This window comes from Nocardioides pini (assembly GCF_026712185.1).
Taxonomy (GTDB): Bacteria; Actinomycetota; Actinomycetes; order Propionibacteriales; family Nocardioidaceae; genus Nocardioides; species Nocardioides pini.
This window is the reverse complement of the sequence record NZ_JAPPUX010000001.1, coordinates 166,689-192,952: the sequence shown is the minus strand read 5'-3', so window position 1 is coordinate 192,952 and position 26,264 is coordinate 166,689. Positions and strand designations below refer to the sequence as shown.

Annotated in this window: 29 protein-coding genes; 14 read left to right on the top strand and 15 right to left on the bottom strand. The window is 73.2% G+C overall.

Annotation, left to right across the window (positions count from 1 at the left end):
- Positions 1–31: 31 nt before the first annotated feature.
- Together NYO98_RS00945 and NYO98_RS00940 are read left to right on the top strand one after the other, a co-directional pair.
- Entirely contained in the window at positions 32–841 is an 810-nt protein-coding gene (locus NYO98_RS00945; RefSeq protein WP_268109643.1) for a sigma-70 family RNA polymerase sigma factor, read from the top strand.
- A gap of 79 nt (positions 842–920) precedes the next feature.
- Entirely contained in the window at positions 921–2,198 is a 1,278-nt protein-coding gene (locus tag NYO98_RS00940; protein ID WP_268109642.1) for a DUF5667 domain-containing protein, read from the top strand.
- A 27-nt stretch (positions 2,199–2,225) separates the two neighbouring features.
- Here NYO98_RS00940 and NYO98_RS00935 read toward each other — a convergent pair whose 3' ends face one another.
- From NYO98_RS00935 to NYO98_RS00905, 7 genes are all read right to left on the bottom strand, one after another.
- Positions 2,226–3,419 (bottom strand): lysophospholipid acyltransferase family protein, encoded by a 1,194-nt coding sequence (locus NYO98_RS00935; protein ID WP_268109641.1) that lies wholly within the window; start codon positions 3,417–3,419, stop codon positions 2,226–2,228.
- Positions 3,412–4,389, bottom strand: a complete 978-nt coding sequence (locus tag NYO98_RS00930; RefSeq protein ID WP_268109640.1) for an NAD-dependent epimerase/dehydratase family protein — start codon at positions 4,387–4,389, stop codon at positions 3,412–3,414. The genes NYO98_RS00935 and NYO98_RS00930 overlap by 8 nt, the downstream gene beginning before the upstream one ends.
- Before the next feature lie 12 nt (positions 4,390–4,401).
- Positions 4,402–4,503, bottom strand: coding sequence for a 30S ribosomal protein bS22 (locus NYO98_RS00925; protein WP_008356322.1), 102 nt, complete (start codon positions 4,501–4,503; stop codon positions 4,402–4,404).
- A 118-nt stretch (positions 4,504–4,621) separates the two neighbouring features.
- Complete coding sequence (locus NYO98_RS00920; RefSeq protein WP_191194381.1) at positions 4,622–4,828, bottom strand: helix-turn-helix domain-containing protein; 207 nt, start codon at positions 4,826–4,828, stop codon at positions 4,622–4,624.
- Positions 4,829–5,006: 178 nt separating this feature from the next.
- Entirely contained in the window at positions 5,007–6,188 is a 1,182-nt protein-coding gene (locus NYO98_RS00915; RefSeq protein ID WP_268109639.1) for an acetoin utilization protein AcuC, read from the bottom strand.
- Between the two features lie 29 nt (positions 6,189–6,217).
- On the bottom strand, positions 6,218–7,018 hold the full coding sequence (proC, locus tag NYO98_RS00910; RefSeq protein ID WP_268109638.1) for a pyrroline-5-carboxylate reductase: 801 nt from the start codon (positions 7,016–7,018) through the stop codon (positions 6,218–6,220).
- Between the two features lie 31 nt (positions 7,019–7,049).
- Positions 7,050–7,985, bottom strand: a complete 936-nt coding sequence (locus NYO98_RS00905; protein WP_268109637.1) for a proline dehydrogenase family protein — start codon at positions 7,983–7,985, stop codon at positions 7,050–7,052.
- A gap of 96 nt (positions 7,986–8,081) precedes the next feature.
- Between NYO98_RS00905 and NYO98_RS00900 the strand changes: the two genes are divergently transcribed.
- Positions 8,082–8,468 (top strand): hypothetical protein, encoded by a 387-nt coding sequence (locus NYO98_RS00900; RefSeq protein WP_268109636.1) that lies wholly within the window; start codon positions 8,082–8,084, stop codon positions 8,466–8,468.
- Here NYO98_RS00900 and NYO98_RS00895 read toward each other — a convergent pair.
- The 5 genes from NYO98_RS00895 to NYO98_RS00875 are packed head-to-tail and all read right to left on the bottom strand — an operon-like array spanning position 8,449 to position 12,347.
- On the bottom strand, positions 8,449–9,201 hold the full coding sequence (locus tag NYO98_RS00895) for an ABC transporter permease (RefSeq protein ID WP_268109635.1): 753 nt from the start codon (positions 9,199–9,201) through the stop codon (positions 8,449–8,451). The genes NYO98_RS00900 and NYO98_RS00895 overlap by 20 nt on opposite strands.
- Positions 9,198–9,917, bottom strand: a complete 720-nt coding sequence (locus NYO98_RS00890) for an ABC transporter ATP-binding protein (RefSeq protein WP_268109634.1) — start codon at positions 9,915–9,917, stop codon at positions 9,198–9,200. The genes NYO98_RS00895 and NYO98_RS00890 overlap by 4 nt, the downstream gene beginning before the upstream one ends.
- 51 nt (positions 9,918–9,968) lie before the next feature.
- A complete protein-coding gene (locus tag NYO98_RS00885) occupies positions 9,969–10,589 on the bottom strand; it encodes a TetR/AcrR family transcriptional regulator (RefSeq protein WP_268109633.1) in 621 nt (206 codons plus the stop codon).
- Positions 10,590–10,596: 7 nt separating this feature from the next.
- A complete protein-coding gene (locus tag NYO98_RS00880; RefSeq protein WP_268109632.1) occupies positions 10,597–11,400 on the bottom strand; it encodes a sugar phosphate isomerase/epimerase family protein in 804 nt (267 codons plus the stop codon).
- 2 nt (positions 11,401–11,402) lie between these two features.
- Positions 11,403–12,347, bottom strand: a complete 945-nt coding sequence (locus NYO98_RS00875; RefSeq protein ID WP_268109631.1) for a Ppx/GppA phosphatase family protein — start codon at positions 12,345–12,347, stop codon at positions 11,403–11,405.
- A 46-nt stretch (positions 12,348–12,393) separates the two neighbouring features.
- On the opposite strand from NYO98_RS00875, the gene NYO98_RS00870 reads away from it, so the two are divergent.
- The 10 genes from NYO98_RS00870 (at position 12,394) to NYO98_RS00825 (ending at position 21,738) form a co-directional block, all read left to right on the top strand.
- The gene (locus tag NYO98_RS00870) at positions 12,394–13,176 is read left to right on the top strand and encodes a hypothetical protein (protein WP_268109630.1); all 783 of its coding nucleotides are present in this window, start codon (positions 12,394–12,396) and stop codon (positions 13,174–13,176) included.
- 67 nt (positions 13,177–13,243) lie between these two features.
- A complete protein-coding gene (locus tag NYO98_RS00865; protein WP_268109629.1) occupies positions 13,244–14,440 on the top strand; it encodes an inositol-3-phosphate synthase in 1,197 nt (398 codons plus the stop codon).
- Positions 14,437–15,300, top strand: a complete 864-nt coding sequence (locus tag NYO98_RS00860; RefSeq protein ID WP_268109628.1) for an SCO3242 family prenyltransferase — start codon at positions 14,437–14,439, stop codon at positions 15,298–15,300. Before NYO98_RS00865 ends, NYO98_RS00860 begins: the two co-directional genes overlap by 4 nt.
- Positions 15,297–16,184, top strand: a complete 888-nt coding sequence (locus NYO98_RS00855) for a sugar phosphate isomerase/epimerase family protein (RefSeq protein WP_268109627.1) — start codon at positions 15,297–15,299, stop codon at positions 16,182–16,184. Before NYO98_RS00860 ends, NYO98_RS00855 begins: the two co-directional genes overlap by 4 nt.
- Positions 16,181–16,828, top strand: coding sequence for an EboA domain-containing protein (locus NYO98_RS00850; protein WP_268109625.1), 648 nt, complete (start codon positions 16,181–16,183; stop codon positions 16,826–16,828). The genes NYO98_RS00855 and NYO98_RS00850 overlap by 4 nt, the downstream gene beginning before the upstream one ends.
- A complete protein-coding gene (locus tag NYO98_RS00845) occupies positions 16,828–17,706 on the top strand; it encodes a TatD family hydrolase (RefSeq protein WP_268109624.1) in 879 nt (292 codons plus the stop codon). The genes NYO98_RS00850 and NYO98_RS00845 overlap by 1 nt, the downstream gene beginning before the upstream one ends.
- 2 nt (positions 17,707–17,708) lie before the next feature.
- Positions 17,709–18,878, top strand: a complete 1,170-nt coding sequence (gene eboE / locus NYO98_RS00840) for a metabolite traffic protein EboE (RefSeq protein WP_268109623.1) — start codon at positions 17,709–17,711, stop codon at positions 18,876–18,878.
- A 40-nt stretch (positions 18,879–18,918) separates the two neighbouring features.
- The gene (locus tag NYO98_RS00835; protein WP_268109622.1) at positions 18,919–20,289 is read left to right on the top strand and encodes an alkaline phosphatase family protein; all 1,371 of its coding nucleotides are present in this window, start codon (positions 18,919–18,921) and stop codon (positions 20,287–20,289) included.
- A 59-nt stretch (positions 20,290–20,348) separates the two neighbouring features.
- Entirely contained in the window at positions 20,349–20,987 is a 639-nt protein-coding gene (locus NYO98_RS00830) for a VOC family protein (protein ID WP_268109621.1), read from the top strand.
- 67 nt (positions 20,988–21,054) lie between these two features.
- Entirely contained in the window at positions 21,055–21,738 is a 684-nt protein-coding gene (locus tag NYO98_RS00825; protein ID WP_268109620.1) for a class I SAM-dependent methyltransferase, read from the top strand.
- On the opposite strand, the gene NYO98_RS00820 is transcribed toward NYO98_RS00825, so the two are convergent.
- The 3 genes from NYO98_RS00820 to NYO98_RS00810 form a co-directional block, all read right to left on the bottom strand.
- Positions 21,732–22,988, bottom strand: coding sequence for a hypothetical protein (locus NYO98_RS00820; protein ID WP_268109619.1), 1,257 nt, complete (start codon positions 22,986–22,988; stop codon positions 21,732–21,734). The two genes, NYO98_RS00825 and NYO98_RS00820, sit on opposite strands and share 7 nt — an antisense overlap.
- The gene (locus NYO98_RS00815; RefSeq protein ID WP_268109618.1) at positions 22,985–23,494 is read right to left on the bottom strand and encodes a SigE family RNA polymerase sigma factor; all 510 of its coding nucleotides are present in this window, start codon (positions 23,492–23,494) and stop codon (positions 22,985–22,987) included. Before NYO98_RS00815 ends, NYO98_RS00820 begins: the two co-directional genes overlap by 4 nt.
- A gap of 83 nt (positions 23,495–23,577) precedes the next feature.
- Positions 23,578–24,621 carry a LacI family DNA-binding transcriptional regulator gene (locus NYO98_RS00810; protein ID WP_268109617.1) on the bottom strand — a complete coding sequence of 348 codons (1,044 nt, stop codon included), beginning with the start codon at positions 24,619–24,621 and terminating at the stop codon, positions 23,578–23,580.
- Positions 24,622–24,767: 146 nt separating this feature from the next.
- On the opposite strand from NYO98_RS00810, the gene radA reads away from it, so the two are divergent.
- A complete protein-coding gene (gene radA, locus NYO98_RS00805) occupies positions 24,768–26,165 on the top strand; it encodes a DNA repair protein RadA (protein WP_268109616.1) in 1,398 nt (465 codons plus the stop codon).
- Positions 26,166–26,264 lie beyond the last annotated feature (99 nt).

The window sequence follows — 26,264 nt, the reverse complement described above, 5'->3', positions numbered from 1 at the left end:
GAATGATGCTGCAACCGGGAGGGGACACCGCATGCGGTCGACGAACGACCTCGATCGTGCCTTCGAGGCAGGCATGGACGCGCTCCGGCGCGCCGTCCTCGCTGCCCTGTCCCCCCGCCCGTCCGTGCGGGCCGTCCTGCTGCCCGCCCTCCAGCCCGTGGGCCACGTCCTGCTCGCCGAGACCGCCACGCCCGGTGCGGCCTCCGTCGGCGGACCCGACGGACGCCACGGCTCCGGCCCCGTCGGCGACGAGGACCGTGCGACGTCCTCCGAGGTCGACGAGGCCGAGCGCGAGCGGCTGATCGCCCTCGTCGAGCTCGCCCGTGCCGGCGACAAGGAGGCGTTCGGCCTCCTCTACGACCACTACCAGGCCTCGGTCTACCGCTTCCTGTACTACCGCACCCGCTCGCAGACGCTCGCCGAGGACCTCACCTCGGAGACCTTCTTCCGGGCGCTGCGCAGCATGAACAACTTCCGGTGGCAGGGCAAGGACTTCGGCGCCTGGCTCATGACGATCGCGCGCAACCTCACCATGGACCACTTCAAGGCCGGCCGCACCCGCCTCGAGATGACCACCGAGGACATGACCGCGCACGACGACACCACCGAGGGGCCCGAGAACACGGTCATCGCCGGCCTCACCAACGAGGTGCTGCTCACGGCGCTCACCGAGCTGCCGGTCGAGCAGCGCGACTGCCTCGTCATGCGGTTCCTCCAGGGCCTGTCGATCGCGGAGACGGCGAAGGCCCTCGACCGCTCCGACGGCGCGGTCAAGCAGCTCCAGCTGCGGGGCGTGCGCAATCTCGCCAAGCTGTTGCCGGAGGGGTTGAGAGACACGTGACACACCCCGTAACCCCTGCCTCGTCTGGCTCGTTCGTCCCAGTGGGAGGACCCGCCCGCTGTGAGACAGGACGACCGCGATGACAGCCCCCTTCTCGGCACGACGACGTGCCGACGAGCTCGAGGCACTCCTCTCCCGTGACCCCACGGCCGCGCCCTCGGAGCGAGACGCCGAGCCGTACGCCGACCTGCTCGAGGTCGTCGCCGGCCTGCGGGCGGTGCCACCCGTCGAGGCGAGGCCCGAGTTCGTGGCGTCGCTGCGCGAGCGGTTGATGGCCGAGGCCGACACGGCCCTGGTCCGGCAGCCGCCCGCGCCGTCGCGACTGGCGATGCCCGCCTCGTCGCGCACCCGCCAGCGCCGCATCGGCGCCGTCCTCGGCGGCGTCGCGCTCGTGGGCTCGGCCGCCACGATGGCGGTCGCGGCGCAGACCGCGCTGCCCGGCGAGTCCCTGTACGGCGTCAAGCGTGGCATCGAGTCCGCCCAGGTGCGCCTCGCCACCGACGACGCAGACCGCGGTCGCACCCTGCTCGCCCAGGCCGGGACCCGCCTCACCGAGCTGGAGGAGCTGGCCGCCGAGGACGGGGGCGACGACCAGCGCGTGCCCGAGACGCTCGACACCTTCACCCGTCAGTCGAGCGACGGCGTGCGCACCCTGCTCGCCTCCTACGAGGCCACCGGGAGCGTGGACGACGCGCAGGACGCGCGTGACTTCACCGCCACCAGCATGGACCGCCTCGAGCGCCTCCAGGGCGAGCTGCCGGACAGCGCGCGTGACGACCTGCTGGCCGCCGGCCGGACCCTCGCTGACCTCGACCTCGAGGTCAGCAACGTCTGCCGGTCCTGCACCGGCGGGATCACCGCGGTGCCGGACTTCCTGCTGTCCAGTGCCGAGGCCGAGCCCGCCGACCTCGTGAGCGGGCTCGACACCGACCAGCTCACGCTGGAGGGCGCGCCGATCTCCGGGCAGGACCTGACCGGGATCGAGGTCCCCGAGGCCCTCGACCCGCAGCAGGTCGTGCCGACCACGCAGACGAGCACGGCCCTCGGCCCGGGCTCCGTGGCGCCCGTCCCGACCGGCACCGATCCCGGGAAGGCCGACCCGACCAAGCCGGTCAAGGACATCACCAAGAACCTCACCGACACGGTGACCAGCACGACCGACGACGTCACCGAGGGCGTCACCGACACCACCGGCTCCGTGACCGGCCAGCTCGACGACGTCACCGGCGGTGCGCTCGGCGGCCTCACGTCGGGCGCCGACGACGCGACCGGCGGGCTCATCGGCGAGGTCACCGGCACCCTCGACGGGATCACGGGCGGCACGCTCGACGACGCCACCGGCGGCCTCCTGCCCTGACCGCTGTCCCGCCCGCTCTGCAGGGGGTCAGCCGAAGACGCCGCCGCGCTCGCGCAGCAGGTCGAACAGCGTGTGCTGGATGGTCTCGCGCACCTGGTCGGTCACGTTGAAGACCAGCATCGGGTCCTCGGCCTCGCCGGGCTCGTAGGTGTCGGTGCGGATCGGCTCGCCGAACTCGAGGATCCACTTCGAGGGCAGCGGGACCAGGCCGAGGGGGCCGAGCCACGGGAAGAACGGCGTGATCGGGATGTAGGGCACCCCGAGCAGCCGCGCCAGCGACGGGACGTTGCCGACGAGCGGGTAGATCTCCTCGGCCCCCACGACGGAGAGCGGGATGATGGGTACGCCGGTGCGCAGCGCGGCCGAGACGAAGCCGCCGCGCCCGAACCGCTGCAGCTTGTAGCGCTCGCTGAACGGCTTGCCGATGCCCTTGAAGCCCTCCGGCCAGACGCCGACGAGCTCACCGCCCGACAGCATCCGCTCCGCGTCCTCGGTGCAGGCCAGGGTGGCGCCGCTCTTGCGGGCGAGGGAGCTGACCAGGGGCAGCTTGAAGACCAGGTCGGCGCCGAGCGGGCGCAGGGAGCGGCCCGCGTGGTCGTGCACCGTCAGCATCGTCATCAGGCCGTCGACCGGGACCGTCCCGGAGTGGTTCGAGACCACGAGGGCACCGCCCTCGGCAGGGATGTTCTCGAGGCCGCGGACCTCGAGCCGGAACCACTTCTCCGCGATCGGCCGCAGCGCGGTCATGAAGAAGCGCTCGGTCAGCTCGCGGTCGAAGCCGTAGTCGTCGACCTCGTAGTGGCCCTCGAGGCGGCGGCGGACGAACGCCATCAGCTCGGCGACACGCCGCTCCCAGTCGGCCCCGAAGACCTCCTGCGCGGCGTCCTGCGCGGCCGCCAGCCACTCGCCGACCGGGATGCCGGTGGTGGGCGCCTGCGCGGAGCCGTCGGTCGACGTCTCGTCGGGGGGTGGCGGCGCGGACTCCTCGCCGGACGGAGCGGCCGTGGGTCCGGCGGCGTCGCGTGGCTTGCTCCCGGCCTTGCGGGCCCCCGCCTTCCCGGCCGACGCCTTGCGGGCCGACGCCTTGCGGGCCGACGGGGCGAGGTTGCGCGCGGCCGACGACGGCCGGGCGCTGCCGGTGCCGCGGCCGGGACGGCCGCCGGTGCCGATCGGGATGACGACGGCGTCGTCGCCCCGGGGGCGGCGGGCTTCCTCACGCACGACCGGCCCCCTCACGCACGGCGGGCGCGACGGACTGGCAGAAGTCGGCGAACGCCTCCGCCGTGGTGAACTGCGGCTCGAAGCCGAGCACGGTGCGCATCCGGGTGGTGTCCACCCCTCGACCGTAGGTCAGGAACCCCAGCTGCTCGGGCGAGAAGTCCGACACGCGGGCCTGGCGCATGGTCGCACCCAGCCGGCCGACCGCGAAGCGCGGGAGCGAGACCGACGGCGTGCCGAGGCGTCGTACGGCCTGGCTCAGCGTCATCACCCCGTCGCCGGCGACGTTGAAGGTGCCGGGCACCCCGGTCGTGGCGGCGTGGCGCAGCACCCGCATCAGGTCGTCCTCGTGGAGGAGCTGCAGCCGCGGGTCGAAGCCGAGGACCCGCGGGATGACCGGGAGGCGGAAGTAGTTGGTCAGCGGGCTCGACACGTGGGGGCCGACCACGTTGGCCGCCCGGATCATCGTGACGTCGACATCGGGTCGCCGGCGGGCGAACCCGCGGACGTAGCCCTCGATCTCGTAGACGTCCTTGGCGTAGCCCGAGGAGGGCAGGCGCTTGGGGCCCATGTCCTCGGTGAACATCGCAGGATCACGAGGCCCGGAGCCGTAGACGGTGGTGGTCGACTTCACGACCAGCCGGTCGACGGTCGTCGACTTCTGGCACGCAGCGAGCAGCTGCATGGAGCCGATGACGTTGAGCTCCTTCATCGTCCCGCGACCGCCGGCGGAGCCGGGGGTCGCGATCACGCTCATGTGGACGACGGTGTCGACGTCCTCCTTCGCGATGACCTTCGCGATGACCGGGGTGCGGATGTCGGCGCGGACGAAGGAGACGTCGCCGATGTCACCGCGCGGTGGGACCGCGTCCACGCCGATGACCCGGTCGATGGACGGGTCGTCGGTCGCGGCGCGCGCGAATCGTCGGCCGATGTCCCGGGAGATCCCGGTGACCAGCACGACCCGCCCCATGGTCGAGGGGTGCTACTTGCCGAGCTTGCGGCGCTGCACGCGCGTCTTCTTGAGAAGCTTGCGGTGCTTCTTCTTGGCCATGCGCTTGCGCCGCTTCTTGATGACAGAACCCACGAATCAGACCTTTCCTTGCGACCGACGTTCGTCGGTCGGACCCGCTCACCCTACTTGCCGGGTGCGGGCAGCGCGGAATCGAGTCGGACCCGTGGATCCCCGCCGGGGACGAGCGTCGTCAGCCGGCGTTGTAGAAGCTCTTGCGGAGGTACTCGTTGACGTCGTCCTCGCGGACCCGGAAGGACCGGCCGACGCGGACGGCGGGCAGCTCGCCACCGTGCACGAGCCGGTAGACCGTCATCTTCGAGACGCGCATCCTGGCCGCGACCTCGGCGATGGTCAGGAACTGCGCCTCGGACATGTCGCCAGGGGTGTTCTCAGCCATGGTGTGCACCGATCCTTCTGCGCGGCGACGGCGCCGGCTTCCGCACCGGCGTCACAGGCGTGCCGCTCTCGCTGACAATAGGGCTCGCGTGACGCGTGGGGAAGAGGAACGCCAGAGAAACTTGTGTGACTACGGCGTGTCGGGTTGCTTCCCAGTTGTCCGGGCGTGGACCGGTGCCTCAGGGCAGGGGGTCGAGCCCGTGGAGCGGGAAGACCTCGGTGCGGGTGGCGTTGATGGCGCGGTCCAGCCAGGTCTCGGGGTCGTAGCCGCCCGACCAGTCGCGATAGGCCGGCGTGCGGCCGTCGGTCATCCGGTGCGGCGCGGTCGCCCCGAGCACCTCCTCGACGTAGGCCCGCCACGCCGGAGGCGTCGGCTGCGTGGGGTCGATCGGGGACCCGGCGACGACGGCCAGCAGGTGCGTCCAGGCACGCGGCACGACGTCGACGACGGAGTAGCCGCCACCGCCGGTGACGACCCACCGGCCGCCGGCGACCTCGTGGGCGAGCTCGTGCAGGGCGAGGTAGGCCGCCCGCTGGCCGTCGACGCTGAGCATCATGTGGGCGAGCGGGTCGTTCATGTGGGAGTCGCAGCCGTGCTGGGTGACCAGCACCTGGGGGGCGAACTCGCGCAGGAGCGGGGGTACGACGGCGTGGAAGGCGCGCAACCAGCCTGCGTCGGCGGTGCCGGGCGGCAGCGCGACGTTGACCGCCGTGCCCTCGGCGCCGGGGCCGCCGGTGTCGCTCGGGAAGCCGGTGCCGGGGAAGAGCATCTGCCCGGTCTCGTGCAGGGAGACGGTGAGGACCCGCGGGTCGTCCCAGAAGACCTTCTCGACGCCGTCACCGTGGTGGACGTCGATGTCGACGTAGGCGACCCGCTCGGCGCCGTCGGCGAGCAGCTGCCTGATGCCCACCGCCACGTCGTTGTAGATGCAGAAGCCGCTCGCCTTGTCGGGCATCGCGTGGTGCAGGCCGCCGGCGATGTTGACGGAGTGCAGCGACTCCCCGCTCCAGACCTGGCGCATCGCCTCCAGCGTGGCACCCACGACGTGGGCGCTGGCCCGGTGCATGTCGGCGAACACCGGGTCGTCCTCCGTGCCGAGGCCGCGCGCGGCGTCCTCGAAGCCGGGGGTGGCCCCGGCCCGGGTGACGGCGTCGATGAGGCCCTGGTCGTGGACGGTCGCGATCTGCTCGACGGTGGCCACCGGGGCGTCGACGCGATTGATGCCGTCGAGGACACCGAGCTCGTCGGCCAGGCGCATCGTCAGGTCGACACGTACCGGCGACATCGGGTGCGTGGGCCCGAAGTCGTACTGACAGAGCGTCTGGTCGAAGACGACCGACGCGGGCCCCGCACACTCCATGTGGCGGACGTTACTCCCACCCTCGGCGGTCAGTTGCCCTCGGCCAGCTCGCGAGAGCGGTTGCGAGCAGCCTCCATGGCGGCGAGGAAGGCCGCCCGGACCCTGTGGATCTCGAGCTCGCGGAGGGCGGAGGCGGTCGTGCCGCTGGGCGAGGTGACCTGCTCGCGCAGGACGACGGGGTGGGTGCCGGTCTCGCGGAGCATCGCGGCCGACCCGACGAGGGTCTGCACGACCAGCTCGGTCGACGTCGCCCGGGGCAGCCCGAGGTGGACGCCCGCCTCGATCATCGACTCGACGACGAAGAAGATGTAGGCCGGACCGGAGCCGGAGATCGCGGTGACGGCGTCCATCTGCTTCTCGGGGATGCGCAGCACCTTGCCGGTCGAGGCCATCAGCGACTCGGCCTCGGTCAGGTGCGACTCGTCGCAGTGCGAGCCGGGCGAGATGGCGGCCATGCCCTCGTCGACGAGCGCCGGGGTGTTGGGCATGACCCGGACGACGGCCACACCCTCGGGCACGCGCGACTCGATGTAGGACGTCGTGATGCCGGCGGCCAGCGACACGAGCAGCTGGCCGGGGCGCAGGTCGGGGGCGATCTCGTCGAGCACGTCGCCCATGTCCTGCGGCTTGACCACCAGCGCGACGGTGTCGGCCTTGGCGGCGGCCTCGCGGTTGGAGACGACGGCCACGCCGTAGCGCTCCTCGAGCTCGTGCGCCCGCTCCGGGCGCTTCTCGCCGACCATCAGCTGGTCGACGCGGCGCCCGGCACGCACGAGCCCGGACAGCAGGGTCTCGCCCATGACGCCGGCCCCGATGATCGCTGTGCTCATGCCGCCAATCTACTGCGCAGCGCCGGCGGGGCTACCGCTTGGAGACCAGGGAGCGGACGAAGAACCCGAGGTTCTGCGGCTTCTCCGCGAGGCGGCGCATCAGGTAGCCGTACCACTCGGTGCCGTAGGGGATGTAGACGCGCACGGTCTCGCCGGCCGCCGCGAGCCGCTTCTGCTCCTCGGGCCGGATGCCGTAGAGCATCTGGAACTCGTAGGTGCCGGGCCGCCGGCCGAAGCGGCTGGCGAGGGAGGAGGCGATCTGCACCATCCGCGGGTCGTGGGTGGCGATCATCGGGTAGCCCTGGCCACCGAGCAGCACCTTGAGGCAGCGCACGTAGGACTTGTCGACCTCGAGCCGGTCCTGGAAGGCGACCTGCTCGGGCTCCATGTAGGCGCCCTTGCACAGCCGCACGCGTGAGCCCTCGTAGGCGAGGGCGTGGCAGTCGGCCTCCGTGCGGCGCAGCATCGCCTGGAGCACGGCGCCCGTCTCGGGGAAGTCCTTGCGGAGCTCGCGCAGGATCGAGAGGGTCGAGTCGGTGGTGGTGTGGTCCTCCATGTCGAGGGTCACCGTGGTGCCGGCGTTGCGGGCGGCGCGGCAGATGTCGCGGGCGTTCTCGAGGGCGACCTTGTGGCCGTTGTCCGGGAGGAACTGGCCGATCGCGCTGAGCTTGACCGAGACCTCGGCGTGCGGCGCGAGGCCCTTGGCCGCCAGGTCGGCGAGCAGCTCCTTGTAGGCCGCGACCGTGGCGTCGGCCTGGGCGGCGTCGGTGGTGTCCTCGCCGAGGTAGTCGAGCGTCACCCGCAGGCCGTCGTCGACCAGTGCGGACGTCGCCGACACCGCGTCGGCGGTCGTCTCGCCCGGCACGTAGCCGGTCACGATGGAGCTCGAGACGGGCATCGTCGAGACGAGCTTCTTGACGCCCTGGCTGCGGGCGAGGAGGAGGATCGGCTGGCGGAGCAACGACATGGCGGCAAGGCTACGCCGACACCCTCCCCGGACCTGCACCGAACCTTCACACCTCCTCCACCCACTCCGGGCGGGTGGTCTCCTAGCGTCGGTGGCATGACTCCGACCCTCGCCTCCCCCACCTCGCGCTACGCCCTCGCGCTGGCCGTGTCGGTGGGCACCGTGCTGTTCCTGCTGCTCGGCATCGGCGCCCTCGGCATCGTCGGCGACGGCGACCGGGACTGGCTCTACCTGGCGGCCCCGGCCGTCCTGCTCGTCGTGGCTGCGGCGACCCGGTTCCGGGCGAGCGGCATGGTCCTCGCCCTCGGCGCCGCCGCCGCGACCACGGTGGTGGCAGGGGTCGTCGCGGTCGCGATGGTGGCCGCCGACGCGGCGACCGCCTCGATCGGCGACGTCGTCATGCTGACGGTGATGTACGCCGGCCTGTTCGCGGCGGCGGCGTGGCTGTTCAGCCGGGTCCCGGTCAGGGCGTCCGGCGCCTGAGGGTGGCGGCGCCGAGCGCGAGCGCACCCAGCGCGAACGCGGCGACGACCAGCACGTCGCGCCACACCTCGGCCGTGTCGGCCGCCCCGACGAGCTCCTGCATGGCGTCGACGGCGTACGACATCGGCAGGACGTTGCTGATCGCCTCGAGCACGGCGGGCATCGCCTCGCGCGGCACGAAGAGCCCGCACAGCAGGATCTGGGGCAGCACGAAGGCCGGCATGAACTGCACGGCCTGGAACTCCGTCGTCGCGAAGGCGCTGACCAGCAGCCCGAGCGCCGCGCCGAGGACGGCGTCGGCGACCGCCACGACGCCGAGCAGCCAGACCGGGCCGGTGACCTCGAGGCCCAGGAGTCCGACGCTCACCGCCACCGCGAGCGTCGACTGCACCGCGGCCAGCAGGCCGAAGGCGATCGCGTAGCCGAGCAGGAAGTCGAGCTTGCCGAGGGGCATCGTGAGCAGCCGCTCGAGGGTTCCGGACGACCGCTCGCGCAGCGTCGTCACGCTCGTCACCAGGAACATCACGATGAAGGGGAACATCGCCAGCAGGCCGGGCCCGAAGCGGTCGAAGAGGTCGCCGGGGAGGTCCAGGAACATCCACCACAGCAGGGTGATCAGCACGCAGGGGACGACCAGGAGCATCGCCACCGTGCGGTGGTCGCGGCGGACCTGCGTGAGCACGCGGCCGGCCACGGCCATCGTGATCTGGGGGCTCATCGGGACGGTGCTCATGCCGCGTCACCCCGGCCCTCGACGAGGTGGAGGAACGCCTGCTCGACGTCACGGGCGCCGGTGGTGCGGCGGATCTCGTCCGGCGAGCCGTCGGCGATGATCCGGCCCTCGCGCATCAGGAGCAACCGGTGGCAGCGCTCGGCCTCGTCCATGACGTGGCTCGAGACCAGCACGGCGGCCCCGCGGTCGGCGATCCGGTGGAACAGGTCCCACAGGTCGCGGCGCAGCACCGGGTCGAGCCCGACGGTCGGCTCGTCCAGCACCAGCAGGTCCGGCGTACCCAGCAGGGCGACGGCGAGGCTGGCGCGGCTGCGCTGGCCCCCCGAGAGCCGGCCCACGACCTGGTCGCGGTGGTCGTCGAGGCCCACCGCGTCGACGGCCTCGTCGACCTGGGCGCGGTCCACGCCGAGCACGCGGGCGAAGAACGCGAGGTTCTCCGCGACGGTGAGGTCGTCGTAGACGCTGGCGGCCTGGGTGACGTAGCCGACCCGGGTGCGCAGCGGCGCGCTGCCCGCCGGCTCCCCCAGCACCTCCACCGTCCCGGACCGCAGCTGCTGCGCGCCGACCAGGCACCGCATCAGCGTCGTCTTGCCGCACCCGCTCGGACCGAGCAGGCCGGTGACGCCCGCCTGGACGTCCAGCGAGATGCCGGGCAGCACCTCCCGCTCACCGCGTACGACGACGAGGTCGCGCACCTCCACGACGTTTTTCATCATGTGTTGAATTGTGCGCGCAGGGCTCGGCGGTCGTCAAGGCCGTGGCGAGCGCTACGTGCTGCGCGACTGGGGCAGGTCGCCGGTCAGGTAGTGCTGGATCACCGGGCCCACCCGCGCCACCACGTCCTCGGCGGGCATCTGGGCCATGGGCGGGAGCGCGAGGACGTAGCGGGTCACGATCAGGCCGATGACCTGGCTGGCGACGAGCGGGATCCGCTCCTCGGGCCGGTCGGCGACGAGCTGGGCCAGCACTGGTCCGACGACGACCGGGATGAAGCCCTCCTGGAGCAGCGTCGCGCCGTCGGCGGCGATCACCGAGCGGACGACCGCGAGCAGCTGCACCTGGGTCTCGGGGTCGTCCCAGACCGACAGGAACGTGCGCAGCAGCCGCTCGCCGGCACCGTCCGGCCCCAGGGCGACCACGGGCCCCAGCACCTCGCGCGGGTCGACGGGCATCTGCAGGGCGGCGAGGAAGAGGTCGTCCTTGCTGCCGAAGTAGTGGTGCACGAGCGCCGGGTCGACACCGGCGGAGGCCGCGACGGCGCGGATCGTCGTGGCCCGGAACCCCTTCTCGGCGAACGACGCCCGGGCTGCGGCGAGGACCTCGGCCCGGGTGTCGGGAGCTCCGGGGCGACGGCCGCGGGACGTGCGCTGGCTCGCTGGGGGCGTCACCGGGGGCTCACGGCGTCGGGACGGCGAGGTGCGCGCGGGCGAACTCGAGCGACTCGGCCAGGTCGGCCTCGCGCTCGGCCCGGTCGGCGGCCCGCCGGGTGTTGATCTCGAGCACGACGTGGCCGGAGAAGCTGCGGCCGGCGAGGTGGCGCAGGAACGCCTCGGCCTTCATCACGCCGCGACCGGGCACGAGGTGCTCGTCCTTGGCCGAGCCGGTGCCGTCGGTGAGGTGGATGTGGCGGAGGCTGTCGCCCATCCGGTCGGCCATCGCGATGACGTCGCTGCGGGCGATGGCCGCGTGGGAGAGGTCGATCGTGGTGTTGGCGTAGTCCTCCGAGCTGGGGTCCCAGCCGGGCAGGTACATCTCCATCGCCCGGCGCGAGGACGCCCGCCACGGATACATGTTCTCCACCGCGAAGGCGATGCCCGTGCGCGCCTCGAGCGAGGCGATGCCCTCGACGAAGCCCGCGGCGTAGTCCTTCTGCCACCGGAACGGTGGGTGCACCACGACCACGTCGGCCCCGACCGCCTCGGCCATCTCGGCCGACCGCTCGAGCTTGACCCACGGGTCCGTGCCCCAGACCCGCTGGGTGAAGAGCAGGCAGGGCGAGTGGACGGCGCAGATCGGGACCTGGTGGTGGTCACTGAGCTTCTTCACCGCGTCGACCTGCTGGCTCAGCGAGTCGATGCCGACCATCACCTCCACGGCGTCGTAGCCGAGCTGCGCCGCCCACCCGAAGGCGTGCGCCGTGGACTCGGGGTAGACCGACGCGGAGGACAGTCCGATCAGCGGGACGGAGGGCGTGGACATGGTCAGCGCACCCGGGTGATGACCGAGATCTGGTCGAGCCGCTCGAGGATCACGCCCTCGCGCAGCGCCCACGGGCAGATCTCGAGCTCCGTCAGGTCGAAGATGTCCATGCAGGCCTCGGCGACGAGCGCCCCGGGCACGATCTGGTGCGTGCGGCTGGGCGAGACCCCGGGCAGCTCGGCGAGCTCGTCGGCGGACATGTCCATCAGCTTGGGGATCCAGCTCGTCAGCGTCTCGAGCTCGATCGCCCGCGGCACGAGCGGGCCGTCGCCGCTCGGCGCCGCGCCGCAGATCCGCGCCAGCGAGCGGAAGGTCTTCGAGGTCGCGGCCGCCCGGTCGGGCACGCCGCCGCGCAGCAGGTGGCCGGCGTCGCGGGCGATCTCGGCGCGCACCTGCTTGCGCAGCTCGCGCACGTCGTCCTCGGAGGGCGGGCCGCCGCCGAACCAGGCGCGCGCGATCCGGGCAGCACCCAGCGGGAGCGACCAGGCGACGTCGGGGGCCTCGTCGGTGCCACCGGCGATCTCCAGCGACCCGCCGCCGATGTCGAAGACCGCGAGGCGACCGGCCGACCAGCCGAACCAGCGGCGCACGGCCAGGAACGTCAGGCGGGCCTCGTCCTCCCCCGACAGCACCTCGAGCGCCACGCCGCTGTGCTTCTCGACGTGGGCGAGGACCTCGTCGGAATTGACCGAGTCGCGCACGGCGGAGGTGGCGAAGCCGAGCATCTCCTCGCAGCCCTTGTCCTCGGCGATCTGCGTCGCGGAGGCGCAGAAGTCCGTGAGGGCCTTGATGCCCTTCTTGGTGACCGCGCCGTCCTCGTCGAGGTGCTCGGCCAGCCGCAGCGGCTGCTTGTGCGAGGACGCCGGGAGCGGGGCGGCTCCGCCGTGCGCGTCGACCACCAGCAGGTGGCCGGTGTTGGATCCGATGTCGAGGACGCCCAGGCGCATGCCTGCCACGCTACTAGGCCGGGGTGTCGCCACTAGGCTGGCGTGCGTGCCCGAAGTCGACCTGGTCTTCCCCCGCGCGTTCGTCGAGTTCGCCGACCCCGCCGACGACTCCCAGGTGTTCCGCTGCGACCTGACGTGGCTGACGTCGGCCTACACCTGCATCTTCGGCCAGGGGTGCCAGGGCATCTACGCCGACGCGCCCGACGTGGGCTGCTGCACCCTGGGCGCGCACTTCGCCGACCGGGACGACGAGAAGCGGGTCGCGGCGTTCGTCGCCGAGCTCACCCCGGACGACTGGCAGCTCCACCCGGGCCGGGGGGTCCGCAAGGCCGACTGGATCGAGACCGACGAGGACGGCGAGCGCAAGACGCGGGTCGTCGAGGTCGACGGCCAGCAGGCGTGCGTCTTCCACAACCGCACCGACTTCACCAGCAGCGCCGGCCACGTCGGCGCCGGCTGCGCCCTCCACGGGCTCGCACTGCGCCAGGGCCGCAACCCGCTGGAGACCAAGCCCGACGTGTGCTGGCAGCTGCCGATCCGCCGCCAGTTCCGCGAGGTCGAGCGGCAGGACGGCACCTCCTACACGGAGGTCTCCATCGGGGAGTACGACCGCCGCGGCTGGGGTCCGGGTGGGCACGACCTCGACTGGTACTGCTCCGGCAACACCGAGGCGCACGTGGCGCCCGAGCCGCTCTACGTCACGAACGAGCCCGAGCTGGTCGAGCTGATGGGCGCCCAGGCGTACGCCGAGCTGGTGCGGCACTGCGAGGCCCACGTGGTTTCTCGCTCGGCGCTCGCCCTGCACCCCGCGTCACCGCAGCACTTTTGAGTGAACGCCGCGCAAAAGTGCTGGACCCTCCGTTGAAAGTGGTTGTGACGTGCATTACCTTCGACAGGTGGCACCCTCCCCCAACCCCCGGACCGGAGATCACGGTCAAGGCGGCACTCTCGGCATCTGGTTCATCGGCGCCCGCGGCTCCCTCGCGACCACCGCGACGATCGGCCTGAGCGCGCTCGCCGCCCACCTGACCGACGAGACCGGCTGCGTCTGCGCCCACCCCGACCTCGACGCGCGCGGCCTGCCGGCGTACGCCGACATCGTCGTGGGCGGCCACGACGTCGACACCCTCCCGCTCGTCAAGCAGGCCGAGCGGCTGGTGGCGGGCGGCGTGGTGCCCGGGATCCTCGCGCGCCAGGTCGCTGCCGAGCTGGAGGCGACCGAGGCCCGGCTGCGCCCGGGTGTGCGCCACGGCGACTCCACCGACCAGCGCGCGGACGTGGAACGGCTCGCCCACGACATCCGCGAGTTCGCCTCCGCCGTCGACCGGGTGGTGGTGGTCGACGTGTCGAGCACCGAGCCGCCGCACGACGCCGGCTCCGATGCCGCCAGCTGGGCCGGCCTCGAGGCGGCCTGGGCGGCCGGGCGCGCACCGCTGTCGCCGAGCTCGGTCTACGCCTGCGCCGCCGTCCTGGCCGGAGCGGGCTACGTCGCCTTCACCCCGAGCCCCGGAATCGACGTCCCCGCCCTGGTCGAGCTCGCCGCGGACCGTGGACTCCCCTACGCCGGCAGCGACGGCAAGACGGGCGAGACCCTGGTGAAGTCGGCGCTGGCGCCGATGTTCGCGACCCGTTCGCTCGCGGTGCGGTCGTGGACCTCGATCAACCTGCTCGGCGGCGGCGACGGGTCCACCCTGTCCGACCCCGCCGCGCGGGAGAGCAAGACCAGCACCAAGCGCTCGGGGCTGGAGTCGATGCTCGGCCACCCGGTGCCCGGCCCGATGCACATCGACTACGTCGAGGACCTCGGCGACTGGAAGACGGCCTGGGACCACGTCCGCTTCGACGGCTTCCTCGGCACCCGGATGACGATGCAGTTCACCTGGGAGGGCTGCGACTCGGCCCTCGCGGCGCCGCTGGTGCTCGACCTCGCCCGCCTCACCGCGCGGGCGATGGCCGTCGGCGAGACCGGCCCGTTGGCCGCCCTCGGGTTCTTCTTCAAGCAGCCGATCGGCTCGCAGGAGCACCGACTCGCGCAGCAGTGGGACGCCCTGCTCGCCTGGTCGACGGAGTGCGCCGACCGGGTGACGACGTGAGGGTCGCCGACCTCGTCGAGCTGACCCGGACCCCCGCCGCGTTCTCCATCCCCGGGGACGCGTGGTCCGGCGCCGCCCATGCGGCGTCGACCGGGCGGGGCTGGGCGATGCCGATCGCCTCCACCTGCCTCTACTGGTCCGGGATGGCCTTCAACGACTGGTGCGACCGCCACGTGGATGCCGAGGAGCGGCCCGAACGGCCGATCCCCTCGGGCCGGATCAGCCCCGACGCCGCCCTCGCCGTGGCCGCCGGGCTCGGTGCTGCCGGACTCGGCGTGGCCGCCCTGGTCGGCGGTCGCTCGGCCGTCGCCGTCGCGGCGCCGCTCGCCCTCATGGTGGTGGCCTACGACGCCGTCGCGAAGGACGCCGCCGTCGGGCCGCTCGCGATGGCCTCGACGCGCGGGCTCGACGTGCTCCTCGGCGCCCACGCCTCCCCGACCAGCGCCTGGCAGCCCGCCCTCGCGATGACGACGCACACGGCGGGGCTCACCTGGCTCAGCCGCGGCGAGGTGCACGGCACCCGGCCCGAGGTCGCCGCCGCGGTGACCGCAGGCACCGTCACGGTCGCGGCCGCCACCGCCCACGCGGCGTTCCACGACCCGCACGCCGGCCGCCTCGCCCGCGCGGTCGGCGTCGGCCTGTCGGCGGCGTACGCCGTCGTGGTCGGCCGCGCCCAGGCCCGGGCCGCCCGGCAGCCCACCGCCGAGGCGGCACGCGCCGCCACCCGCACCGGGATCGGCGGGTTCTCCCTGCTCCAGGGTGCCTGGCTCGCGCGCCGCGGCAGGCTGGCTGCCGCGGCGACCGTCGTCGGAGCCGGCCCCGCCTACCGCGCCCTCTCGCGCCGCTGGAGCCCGACGTGAGCGCCCCGGAGCAGCGCCGGCTCCGCCTGGGCTACGGCAGCAACGGCTTCTCCGGCCACCGGTTCCCCGACGCCTGCGCGGTGATCGCGGGGCTCGGCTACGACGGGGTCGCGCTCACCCTGGACCAGCCGCACCTCGACCCGTTCGCCAGCGACGCGGTCGCCCAGACCGCACGCGCCGCGAAGTCCCTGGCCGACCACGGGCTGGCCGTCGTGATCGAGACCGGCTCGCGCTACGTCCTCGACCCGTGGCACAAGCACGAGCCCACGCTGGTCAGCGACGGCGACCGCGGCCCGCGGGTCGAGCTGCTGACCCGTGCCGTGCGCATCGCCGCCGAGCTGGGCGCCGAGGCGATGTCGTGCTGGTCGGGCGTCCTGCCCGAGGGGGCCAGTGCCCAGGACGGCTGGCGCCGGCTCACCGACGGCCTCGGCCCGGTGCTCGACCTCGCGCACGAGCTCGGCGTGACCGTCTGCGTCGAGCCCGAGCCCGGCATGCACGTCGACACGGTCGACGAGGCCCTCGAGCTGCGCCGCCGGCTAGGCGAGCCCGACCACCTTCGCCTGACCCTCGACCTGGGGCACCTCGTGTGCAACGAGCCCCGCAGCCCGAAGGCGTCGGTCGCCCTGGCCGGCCCGCTCATCGGCAACGTGCAGGTCGACGACATGGTGCGCGACGTCCACGAGCACCTCGAGCTCGGCGCCGGCACCCTCGACCTGGACGCGGTCCTGGGCGCGCTGCTCGACACGGGCTTCGCCGGGCTCGCGAGCGTCGAGCTCCCCCGCCACTCCCACGCGGCGCCCAAGGTCGCCGCGCGGCAGATCGGCGCGCTGCGTGCCTCCCTTGCCCGCCTGGTCCACACCGACACGGAAGGAGCCACCCCGTGACCGAGATCCGGCCGCTGGCCGACGACGACACCCTCCGCGGCGCGCTCGACGAGCGCTCTCGGGCGCAGCTCGACGCGCTCACGGCCGAGGTGGCCGAGGACCCGACCCGGCTGGGCCGGGCCTTCCCCGCCGCGGCACGGAGGACCGGGCGCGGCCCGCTCGCCGGCGCCGACGGCGTACTGCTGGAGGACGCGGTGCGCGTCGCCCTCGTACGCACCGCCGGCCGCTCCCTCGACCCCGAGCCGCTGCTGGCCGAGCTGCGCGAGGTCTACCGCTACGGCGACAGCGACGAGAAGCGCGCGGTGCTGCACGCCCTGTCCGGCGCCCCCGACGAGGTGGACGGGACCGACCTCCTGCTCGACGCGCTGCGCACCAACGACACCCGCCTCGTCGCGGCCGCCATGGGCCCGCACAGCGACCGGCTCGACGATGACGCCTGGCGCCAGGGCGTCCTCAAGTGCCTCTTCACCGGCGTGCCCGTCGCCGCGGTCACCGGGCTCACGCGCCGCGCCGACCGCGAGCTGGCCGAGATGGTGCAGCGCTACCGGCGCGAGCGCGAGGCCGCCGGCCGCGACGTACCCCCCGACGTGCAGGTCGTCCTCGACGCCTGCGCCGCCTCACCCGAGAAGCCGAAGGACTCCTGATGCGCATCTTCGACCCGCACATCCACATGACGTCGCGCACCACCGACGACTACGAGGCGATGCACGCCGCCGGCGTCCGCGCGCTCGTCGAGCCGGCGTTCTGGCTGGGCCAGCCGCGCACCAGCGTCGGCTCGTTCACCGACTACTTCGACGCCCTCGTGGGCTGGGAGCGGTTCCGTGCCTCTCAGTTCGGGATCGCCCACCACTGCACGATCGCGTTGAACCCCAAGGAGGCCAACGACCCGCGGTGCGCCGAGGTCCTCGACGTGCTCCCGCGCTACCTCGCCAAGGACGGGGTGGTCGCCGTGGGTGAGGTCGGCTTCGACTCGATGACCGTCGAGGAGGAGAAGGCGTTCGTGCGGCAGCTGGAGCTCGCCGTGGAGTTCGAGCTGCCGGCGATGGTCCACACGCCCCACCGCGACAAGGAGCAGGGCACCCGCCGCACCCTCGAGCTCGTCACCGAGTCGGGGCTCGCCCCCGGCATGGTCGTCGTCGACCACCTCAACGAGGTCACCGTCGACCAGGTCGACGAGGCCGGGTGCTGGATGGGCTTCTCGATCTACCCCGACACCAAGATGGACGAGCACCGGATGGTGGCCATCCTGCAGCGCCGCGGGCTCGACCGGGTGCTCGTCAACTCCGCCGCCGACTGGGGCCGCAGCGACCCGCTCAAGACCGCGAAGACCGGCGCGGCGATGCTCGAGGCGGGCTTCTCCGCCGACGACGTCGACCGCGTGCTCTGGCGCAACCCGGTCGAGTTCTTCGGGCAGAGCGGCCGGCTGCTGGTCGACCCGGACCTCGCCGACGACGCGGCCACGGGCGCCGACGCGTCGGCGACCTTCGAGGGCAACTCGATCCTGCGCGGCTCGCGGGACTGACGATGAGGCTGCAGCACCCCGACGGCACCGTCGTCCACCTCGGCTACGGCACCAACGTCCTGCCCGCCGAGGACGTCGACGGGATCGTCGCCCAGGTCGGCACGTACGGCGACCGGTTGCGCGAGCACCTCGGCACCGACCGGGTCGGCCTCGGGATGTGGCTCCCCGCCGCGGCCGCGCGCCGCCTCGCCTCCGACCTCGACGCCGTCAGCCGGCTGCGCGACGCGATCGACGAGCACGGCGTCGAGATCGTCACCCTCAACGCCTTCCCCTACGCCGCCTTCCAGGACGAGGTCGTCAAGAAGCGCGTCTACCACCCGACGTGGGCCGAGCGCTCGCGCCTCGACTACACCCTCGACGTGGCGCGCGTGCTGGCCGCGCTGATGCCGGCAGACGCCGTCCGGGGCAGCATCTCGACCCTGCCGCTGGCCTGGCGCGCACCGTGGCTGGCCGACCGCCAGTCCCACGCCGAGCTGCACCTCAAGGCGCTCGCCGAGGGACTGGCCGAGGTCGAGGCCGAGACCGGCCGCACCGTGCGGGTGGCCTTCGAGCCCGAGCCCGGCTGCGTCATCGAGACCATCGCCGAGGCGGTGGAGCGGCTCGACGCCGTCGACCGCGAGCGGATCGGCGTGTGCCTCGACCTCTGCCACCTCGCCGTCGGCTTCGAGGACGCGACCGACGCCCTCGCCCGGCTCGACGCCGCCGGTCTCGACGTCGTCAAGGTGCAGCCCGCCGCCGCCCTCGTCGTGGACGACCCGGCCGACCCGGAGGCGCGCGCCGCGCTGACGTCGTACTCCGAGGACCGCTTCCTGCACCAGGTGCGCCAGCGCGTGGGCCAGCGGCTCGCGTCCCGCGACGACCTCCCCGACGCCCTCGACGGCCGCCGGCCGCTCGACGACCGCTCGCCGTGGCGGGTGCACTTCCACGTGCCGGTCCACGCCGACCCCGCCCCGCCGCTGCGCAACAGCCGCGACGACCTGCGCGCCTCGCTCGCCGCCCTCCTCGGTGGTGACACCGCGCGCACCGACCACCTCGAGGTCGAGACCTACACCTGGTCCGTGCTCCCCGACGGCGCCCCGGCCGACGACGACGCCCTGGCCGCCGGCCTCGCCGCCGAGCTCGCCTGGGTCCGCGACGAGCTCGTCGGCCTCGGCCTCACCCCGCTCGACTGAAGACCTCCGCCCCTCCCCCACACCCAGACAGGACGCCACCGTGGCCCACCCCAAGCTGCTCGTCGTCGACCTCGTCGGCCTGACCCCCGACCTGCTCCGGCACATGCCGCGACTGCGCCGCCTCGCCGACGCGGGATCGCAGGCGACCCTCGAGCCGGTCCTCCCGGCCGTGACCTGCTCGGTGCAGTCGACGTTCCTCACCGGCCTGCCGCCGTCGGGTCACGGCGCCGTCGGCAACGGCTGGTACTTCCGCGAGCTGGGCGAGGTCTTCCTGTGGCGCCAGCACAACAAGCTCGTCGACGGCGAGAAGGTGTGGGAGACGATCCGGCGCGAGCGGCCCGACTACACCGTCGCCAACGTGTGCTGGTGGTACGCCATGGGCGCGACCACCGACTACACCGTCACGCCGCGGCCGATCTACTACGCCGACGGCAAGAAGGCGCCCGACTGCTACACCCGCCCGCCCGAGCTCCACGACGAGCTGGTCGGCGAGCTCGGCGAGTTCCCGCTGTTCACCTACTGGGGCCCGACCGCCGCGATCGCCTCGAGCCAGTGGATCATCGCGGCCACCCGCCGGCTGATGCCGCGCAGCGACCTCACCCTCTGCTACGTCCCGCACCTCGACTACGACCTCCAGCGCTTCGGTCCCGACTCGGACGAGGCCGTGCGCGCCGCGCGCGAGGTCGACGCCGCGCTGGCGCCGCTGCTCGACGACGCCGAGCGGACCGGCGTCACCACGCTGGTGCTCTCGGAGTACGGCATCACCGACGCCGACCAGCCCGTCGACGTCAACCGGATGCTGCGCCGCAGCGGCCTCCTCGAGGTCTACACCCAGGACGGCATGGAGTACCTCGACCCGTGGACCTCGCGGGCCTTCGCGGTCGCCGACCACCAGGTCGCACACGTCTACGTCGACGACCCCGCCGACCTCGAGACGGTCCGCGGGCTGTGCGCCGAGCTGCCGGGCGTCGACCAGGTGCTCGACCGCGCCGCGCAGACGGCGTACGGCCTCGACCACGAGCGCTCCGGGGACCTGGTGCTCGTCGCCGACGAGACCGCCTGGTTCACCTACTACTACTGGCTCGACGACGCCCGCGCCCCCGACTTCGCCAGGGGCGTGGAGATCCACCGCAAGCCCGGCTACGACCCCGCCGAGCTGTTCTTCGACCCGGAGGACCGGGCGGTCAAGCTCAAGGCCGGGCTCACGCTCGCCAGGAAGATGGCGGGACTGCGCTACGCGATGAAGGTCGTGCCGCTCGACCCCTCCCCGGTGCGCGGCACGCACGGCCGGCTCCCGAAGGACCCGACGATGGGACCCATGCTCGTGTGCAGCGACCCGGACGCGATCGCCGGCTCGGTGGCCGCCACGGACGTGCGCGACCTGATGCTGAGGCTCGCCGGCACGTCTTGACATCAAGAGAACAGGACCCCGGTGTCAAGACCGCCATGCGCTCGGACCAGAATCTGGTCATGCGCCTGGACCACGTCAGCTTCGCCGCCGGACCTGATGGACTTGCCAGCACCGCCCAGCGCATCGGGGGGCTGCTCGGCACCGACTTCGTCGACGGTGGGATCCATCCCCGTTTCGGCACCCGCAACATGACCCTGCCGCTGGCCGGCGACATCTACATGGAGATCGTCGAGGTCCTCGACCACCCGGCCAGCGACAAGGCACCGTTCGGCCAGGCCGTCCGCGCCCGCTCCGCCCTGGGCGGCGGCTGGATGGGCTGGGTCGTGTCGGTGGCCGACATCGCCCCCATCGAGGCCCGCCTCGGCCGCGAGGCGGTCAAGGGCAACCGTCGCCGCCCGGACGGCACCGAGCTGCTGTGGCAGCAGATCGGCGTCAACGGCCTGATCTCCGACCCGCAGCTGCCGTTCTTCATCCAGTGGCAGTCCTCCGCGGAGCTGCACCCCAGCACCGGCGCGACCGGCGAGTACTCCCTCGCCTGCCTCGAGATCGCCGGCGACCCCCAGCGCGTCAGCGAGTGGCTCGGCGAGACCGTCGAGGCGCCCCTGGAGGACGTGAAGGTCGAGTGGGTCGCCCCCAACGGCACCCCCGGCATCGTCGCGGTCCAGCTGCAGACCCCGAACGGCCTCGTCCGGATCTGATCCCGGGGTCCTCCCTGGATCCCCGGATGACCGGGGATTCCTGACGACGGGACGGTGGGGGGAGACGATGGAACCCAGGCCGAGCCCCAACATCTGGAACACCCCCGAGCTCTACGAGCTCGAGAACCGCGCGGCCGATCCGCACGACCGCGTCGCCACCGCGATGCGCGAGATCGGCGACTGGGCGGGGCGCACAGTCCTCGACGTCGGCTGCGGCAGCGGCTACCACCTCCCGCTGTTCGCCGCCTCCGCCGCGCAGGTGGTCGGCGTCGAGCCGTACCCACCGCTCGTCGCGCTCGCCCGCCGTCGTACGCGCTCGCTGGCCCACGTCCGCGTCCTCGAGGGCGGCGCACAGACCCTCCCCCTGCCCGACGCGTCCGTCGACGTGGCCCACGCGCGCTGGGCGTACTTCTTCGGGCCCGGCTCGGAGCCCGGTCTGCGCGAGCTCGACCGGGTCGTACGCCGCGGGGGCACGGCGTTCGTGGTGGACAACGACCCGACCCGGTCCACCTTCGGGCGATGGTTCCGGCGCGGCTTCCCCGACGTCGACCCCGACGCGGTCGAGCGCTTCTGGTCGATGCACGGCTGGCAGCGCCGGCCCATCGACATGGGCTGGTCCTTCGCCTCGCGCGACGACCTCGAGTCGGTCGTCCGCATCGAGCTGCCGCCCGAGGCGGCCGAGGAGGCCCTCGCGTCCCACGCGGGGACCGAGGTCGACTACGCGGTCAACCTCTGGTGGCGCACCTACTGATCGACGAACCCCAACGCCGTGCTGTCCCACATCGTCGAGGTGACGCGGACCTCCTGCGCCGCGCCGGCGCGCTCGCACCGGCCACTCAGGATCGAGCAGCGCACCACCTGGACCACCTGGTCGAAGGTCGGCTCCGGCGTCGCGGGGCCCGTCCACCGGTCGGCGACGGGCAGGAGGAAGGCGTCGTCTGTCTCCCAGACCGCGCCGCCACCCTGCGCCAGCATCTGCTCGGCACCGATGCCCTCGGGCATGTCGATCCGCTCCCATCGCCCGCGGGACAGGTTCCACACGTCCGGCACGTCGTCGGTCAGCAACCAGTCCCCCCGGGGGGAGACGGAGAGTGCCTCGCCGAGGGAGTGGCCCATGCACCCGGTCTGCTCCTGTTGCCACGCGCCGTCGCGCAGGTGCCAGGAGGTCACGCACGTGTCGGAGTCGTCGCGCGCGTAGTCGTAGGCCACCGCGATGTCCGCCCCGCCTCCCTGAGGCACGTGCGTGCCGTCCGGCAGCGGTACCTCGACCGAGGTGCCATCGGGGTGGAGCACCCACAGGGTGCCGATGCCCCGGTCGAACGGCGCCCCCTCGTAGACCAGCCCCTCCTCGCCGAAGCCGATGACGCGGACGCCGGTGTAGTAGCCGTTTGCCTCCTCGGCCTCCGGGCCGTGCGGCAGCTCGGTCGCGTCAAGGGTGGGAAGGTCGACAAGCAGGCTGTCGTAGGCCACCTGGCGGCCGTCGGCGGAGACGGCGACTGCCTCCGCATTGTCCAGCCCGCCCGGCGCGGGCGGCAGGGGCGTGAGCGCACCGTCCGTGCCGAGCACCGCCAGCCGCATGTCGGGATAGTCCTCTCCGAGGAAGACCAACCAGCCGCCGTCGACCGCGCGGGGTGGCATCGACCGGTTCACCTCGTCCGGTACGCCGTAGCGCTCGCCGTTGCTCCACAGGGCGTCCTCCGCGCCGAAGAAGGGCAGCGCCGGATCGGCGCCCATCGGAAGCGACCGGGCCCACGACAGCCCAGCGACCCGCCCGTCGTCGCCGCCGGCGGCCACTCGTCCCTCGACCGCCGTCGGGCCACCGTCGGGGAGGAGCAGCACTCCCCCGATGACGGCCGCGGTTGCGAGCGCCAGCGCACTCGCCGTACGACGGCGGCGCCGGCGACGCCCGCCGCCCAGGGCGGCGCGGGCGAGGCCGGGAGGAGTCGTGGTGTCCGCGACGGCGGCGGTGAGCCGCATGCGCAGCTGGGTGTCGGGCGTCATCGCTGCACTCCTGACAGAGGGGCGGGGTCGACGGACAGGCGCCGCATCGTGGCGAGCGCCCGGGACGCGTGGGCCTTCACCGTGCCGGCGCTGCAGCCGAGCGCCTCGGCGATCTGCGCCTCGCTGAGGTCGTCGTAGTAACGGAGCACCATGACCGCCCGCTGCCGCGGCGGCAGCGCGCCCAGCAGCGCGAGGACGTGGTCGCGGTCCTCGGGGCCCACCGGGTCCACCGGCAGGTCGGGCACGTCGTCGGTGACGACCTCGCCGCGGCGGGTGCGCTGGCGGGTCCGGTCGATGGCCGACCGGGTCATGATCGAGCGGACGTACGACTCCTCGGCCCCCTTGCGCCGGATCCGCGGCCACGCGACGTAGGCCTTCTCCAGCGCGGTCTGCACCAGGTCCTCGGCGGCGTGCCGGTCGCCGGCCGTCAACAGTCGTGCCGTCCGCAGCAGGGCTGCGGAGCGGGCGTCCACGAAGGCGACGAAGTCGTCGTCTCGACGGGCCACGGCCCTCTCCTCCTGGTCGGTGGGTGCTCTGCCTGTGAGGACGACGGCGAGGCCCGTGCGGTTGACCGGCGCTGGGGCCGTTCTCAGCTCGACTCGCGGATGGCCAGCGTCGGCTCGAGGAGGATGCCCCGGGTCTCCACCGGCTGGTGGGTGAGCAGGGCACGCAGGGTGCGGATGATCTCGACCGCCACGTCCTCCAGCGGCTGGCGTACGGACGTGAGCCCCACCGGGTAGACCTGGGCCACCTGGGAGTCGTCGAAGCCGACCACCGCGATGTCGCGGCCGGGAGCGAGCTGACGGATCCAGAGCGTGTGGAGGACGCCCATCGCGAGGGTGTCGGACGCGCAGACGAACGCCGTCGGGGCGGACTCGTCGAGCAGTACGGCGGCCGCCTCGGCGCCGCTGTGCACGACGTCCTCGACGCGGGAGGCCAGGCCGGTGGTTGAGAGGCCGTTCTGGTGCATGGTGCGGACCCAGCCCGAGCGGCGGTCCTCGCCGATCGGGGAGTCCTTGCGCCAGCCGATCCAGGCGATCCGGGTGTGGCCGCGGTCGATGAGGTGCTGGGTGGCGAGCGCGATGCCCGCGGCGCCGTCGACGTCGACCCACACGTGGCGGGCCTCGTCGTCGTGCCACGGCCGTCCGAAGGCCACGAAGGGCGCACGCTGCTGGCTCAGCCACGCGGCCTGCGGGTTGCCGAGGTAGGTGTCGGTGACGACGAAGGCGTCGACGGCGGTCGAGCGCAGCAGGTTGTCGTAGCCGCCGATCGGGTCCTCGTCGTCGCCCGGGAACAGCAGGACGTGGTAGCCCACCCCCTCGCTGGCCTCGACGAGGGAGTGCACGAACCGGTCCATCGCTGCGTTGGCGGTGCCCTCTTGGGCGGGGGCGAAGCGCAGGCCGATGAGGGAGGAGGTCCGGGTGCGGAGGTTGCGCGCGGCTCGGTTGGGCGAGTAGCCGAGCTCGGCGATCGTCTGGCGCACGCGCTCGAGGGTGTCGGGGCGGAGCAGGTCAGGGTTGTTGACCGCGTTGGACACCGTCTGGCGTGACACTCCGGCGCGCTCGGCGACGTCGGCGAGGGTCGGCGGCGTGACCGGCAGCGTGCTTGCCGTCCGGTGCTCGTTGCGCGCCATCGGTCCCCCCTGTGCGATCGCCCTAGATCGATCCAATCGAGGTGAGCATAAGCCCCGGCCCCGGTCGCGCACGCCCGCCCGACGGGTGAGCGGTCGCGTGCGCGGCGGACGTCGCGGTGTCGGTGGGCTCGCCTAGCGTGTGGCCCATGTCGACGAAGACCGCCCGCGTGCGCTCCTCCTACCGGTGCTCCGAGTGCGGCTGGGAGACCGCCAAGTGGGTCGGCCGCTGTGGCGAGTGCCAGGCCTGGGGCTCCGTCGCCGAGGCGGGCGCGCCGACCCTGCGCGCCGCGGCCGGGCCGGTCTCCACCCCTGCGGTGCCCATCGGCCAGGTTGCGATCACGGAGTCGGTCGCGCGCACCAGCGGCGTGCCGGAGCTCGACCGCGTCCTCGGCGGCGGGCTGGTGCCGGGCGCGGCGATCCTGCTGGCCGGCGAGCCGGGCGTCGGCAAGAGCACGCTGCTGCTGGAGGTGGCGGCGCAGACCGCCCGCACCCGGCAGCGCACCCTCTACGTCACCGGCGAGGAGTCGGCCGCCCAGGTGCGGCTGCGCGCCGACCGCACCGGCGGCGTGCACGACGAGTTGTTCCTCGCCGCGGAGACCGACCTCGGGGCGGTCCTCACCCACATCGAGGCGGTCCGCCCGACGCTGCTGGTCGTCGACTCGGTCCAGACGATCGGCGCGTCGGGCATCGACGGCGTCCCCGGCGGGGTCACCCAGGTCAAGGAGGTCGCCGCCGCGCTGATCCGCGTCGCCAAGACCCGCAACATCACGACCGTGCTCGTCGGCCACGTCACCAAGGACGGGTCGATCGCCGGACCGCGTGTGCTCGAGCACCTCGTCGACGTGGTGCTCCACTTCGAGGGCGACCGCAACTCCCGCTTCCGCATGGTGCGCGCCATGAAGAACCGCTACGGCCCCGTCGACGAGGTGGGCTGCTTCGACCTCTCCTCCGAGGGCATCGCGGCCGTCACCGACCCGACCGGGCTGTTCGTCGAGCACCACACCCAGGACGTCTCCGGCACCTGCGTGGCCGTGACCATGGAAGGACGCCGGCCGCTGCTGGCCGAGGTGCAGGCGCTGTTGACGCCGTCCCCGCTCGAGCGGCCGCGACGGACGGTCTCGGGCGTGGAGTCGTCGCGGGTCGACATGGTGCTCGCCGTCCTCCAGCGCCACGCCCGGCTGCGGATCGCTGGGAGCGACACGTTCGTGGCGACCGTCGGCGGGGCCAAGCTGCACGACCCGGCGGCCGACCTGGCCATCGCGGTCGCCGTCGCCAGCTCCCACCTCGGCGTGCCGCCGCCGCGTGGCGCCGTGGCCATCGGCGAGATCGGCCTGGCCGGCGAGCTGCGCCGGGTGCGCGACCTGCCGCAGCGCATCGCCGAGGCGGCGCGCCTCGGCTTCAAGGTGGCGGTGGTCCCCCGCGGGCGGGCGCTGCCGAGCGAGCGCGGGATCCCCTCGCGCCGGATGGTCGACGGCCTCCGCGTGGTGGAGGTGGACGACGTCGTGGGCGCCCTGCTGACCCTCGACCTGACCCCACCCCTCTGACGCCCGGGGGCCGCCGGAGCGCCGGCGGGCTGCCGCTGGGCCGGAACGATCGGTGGACGAGGGGCTCCCACCCCTACACTTCACCCGATGGCGCACGGG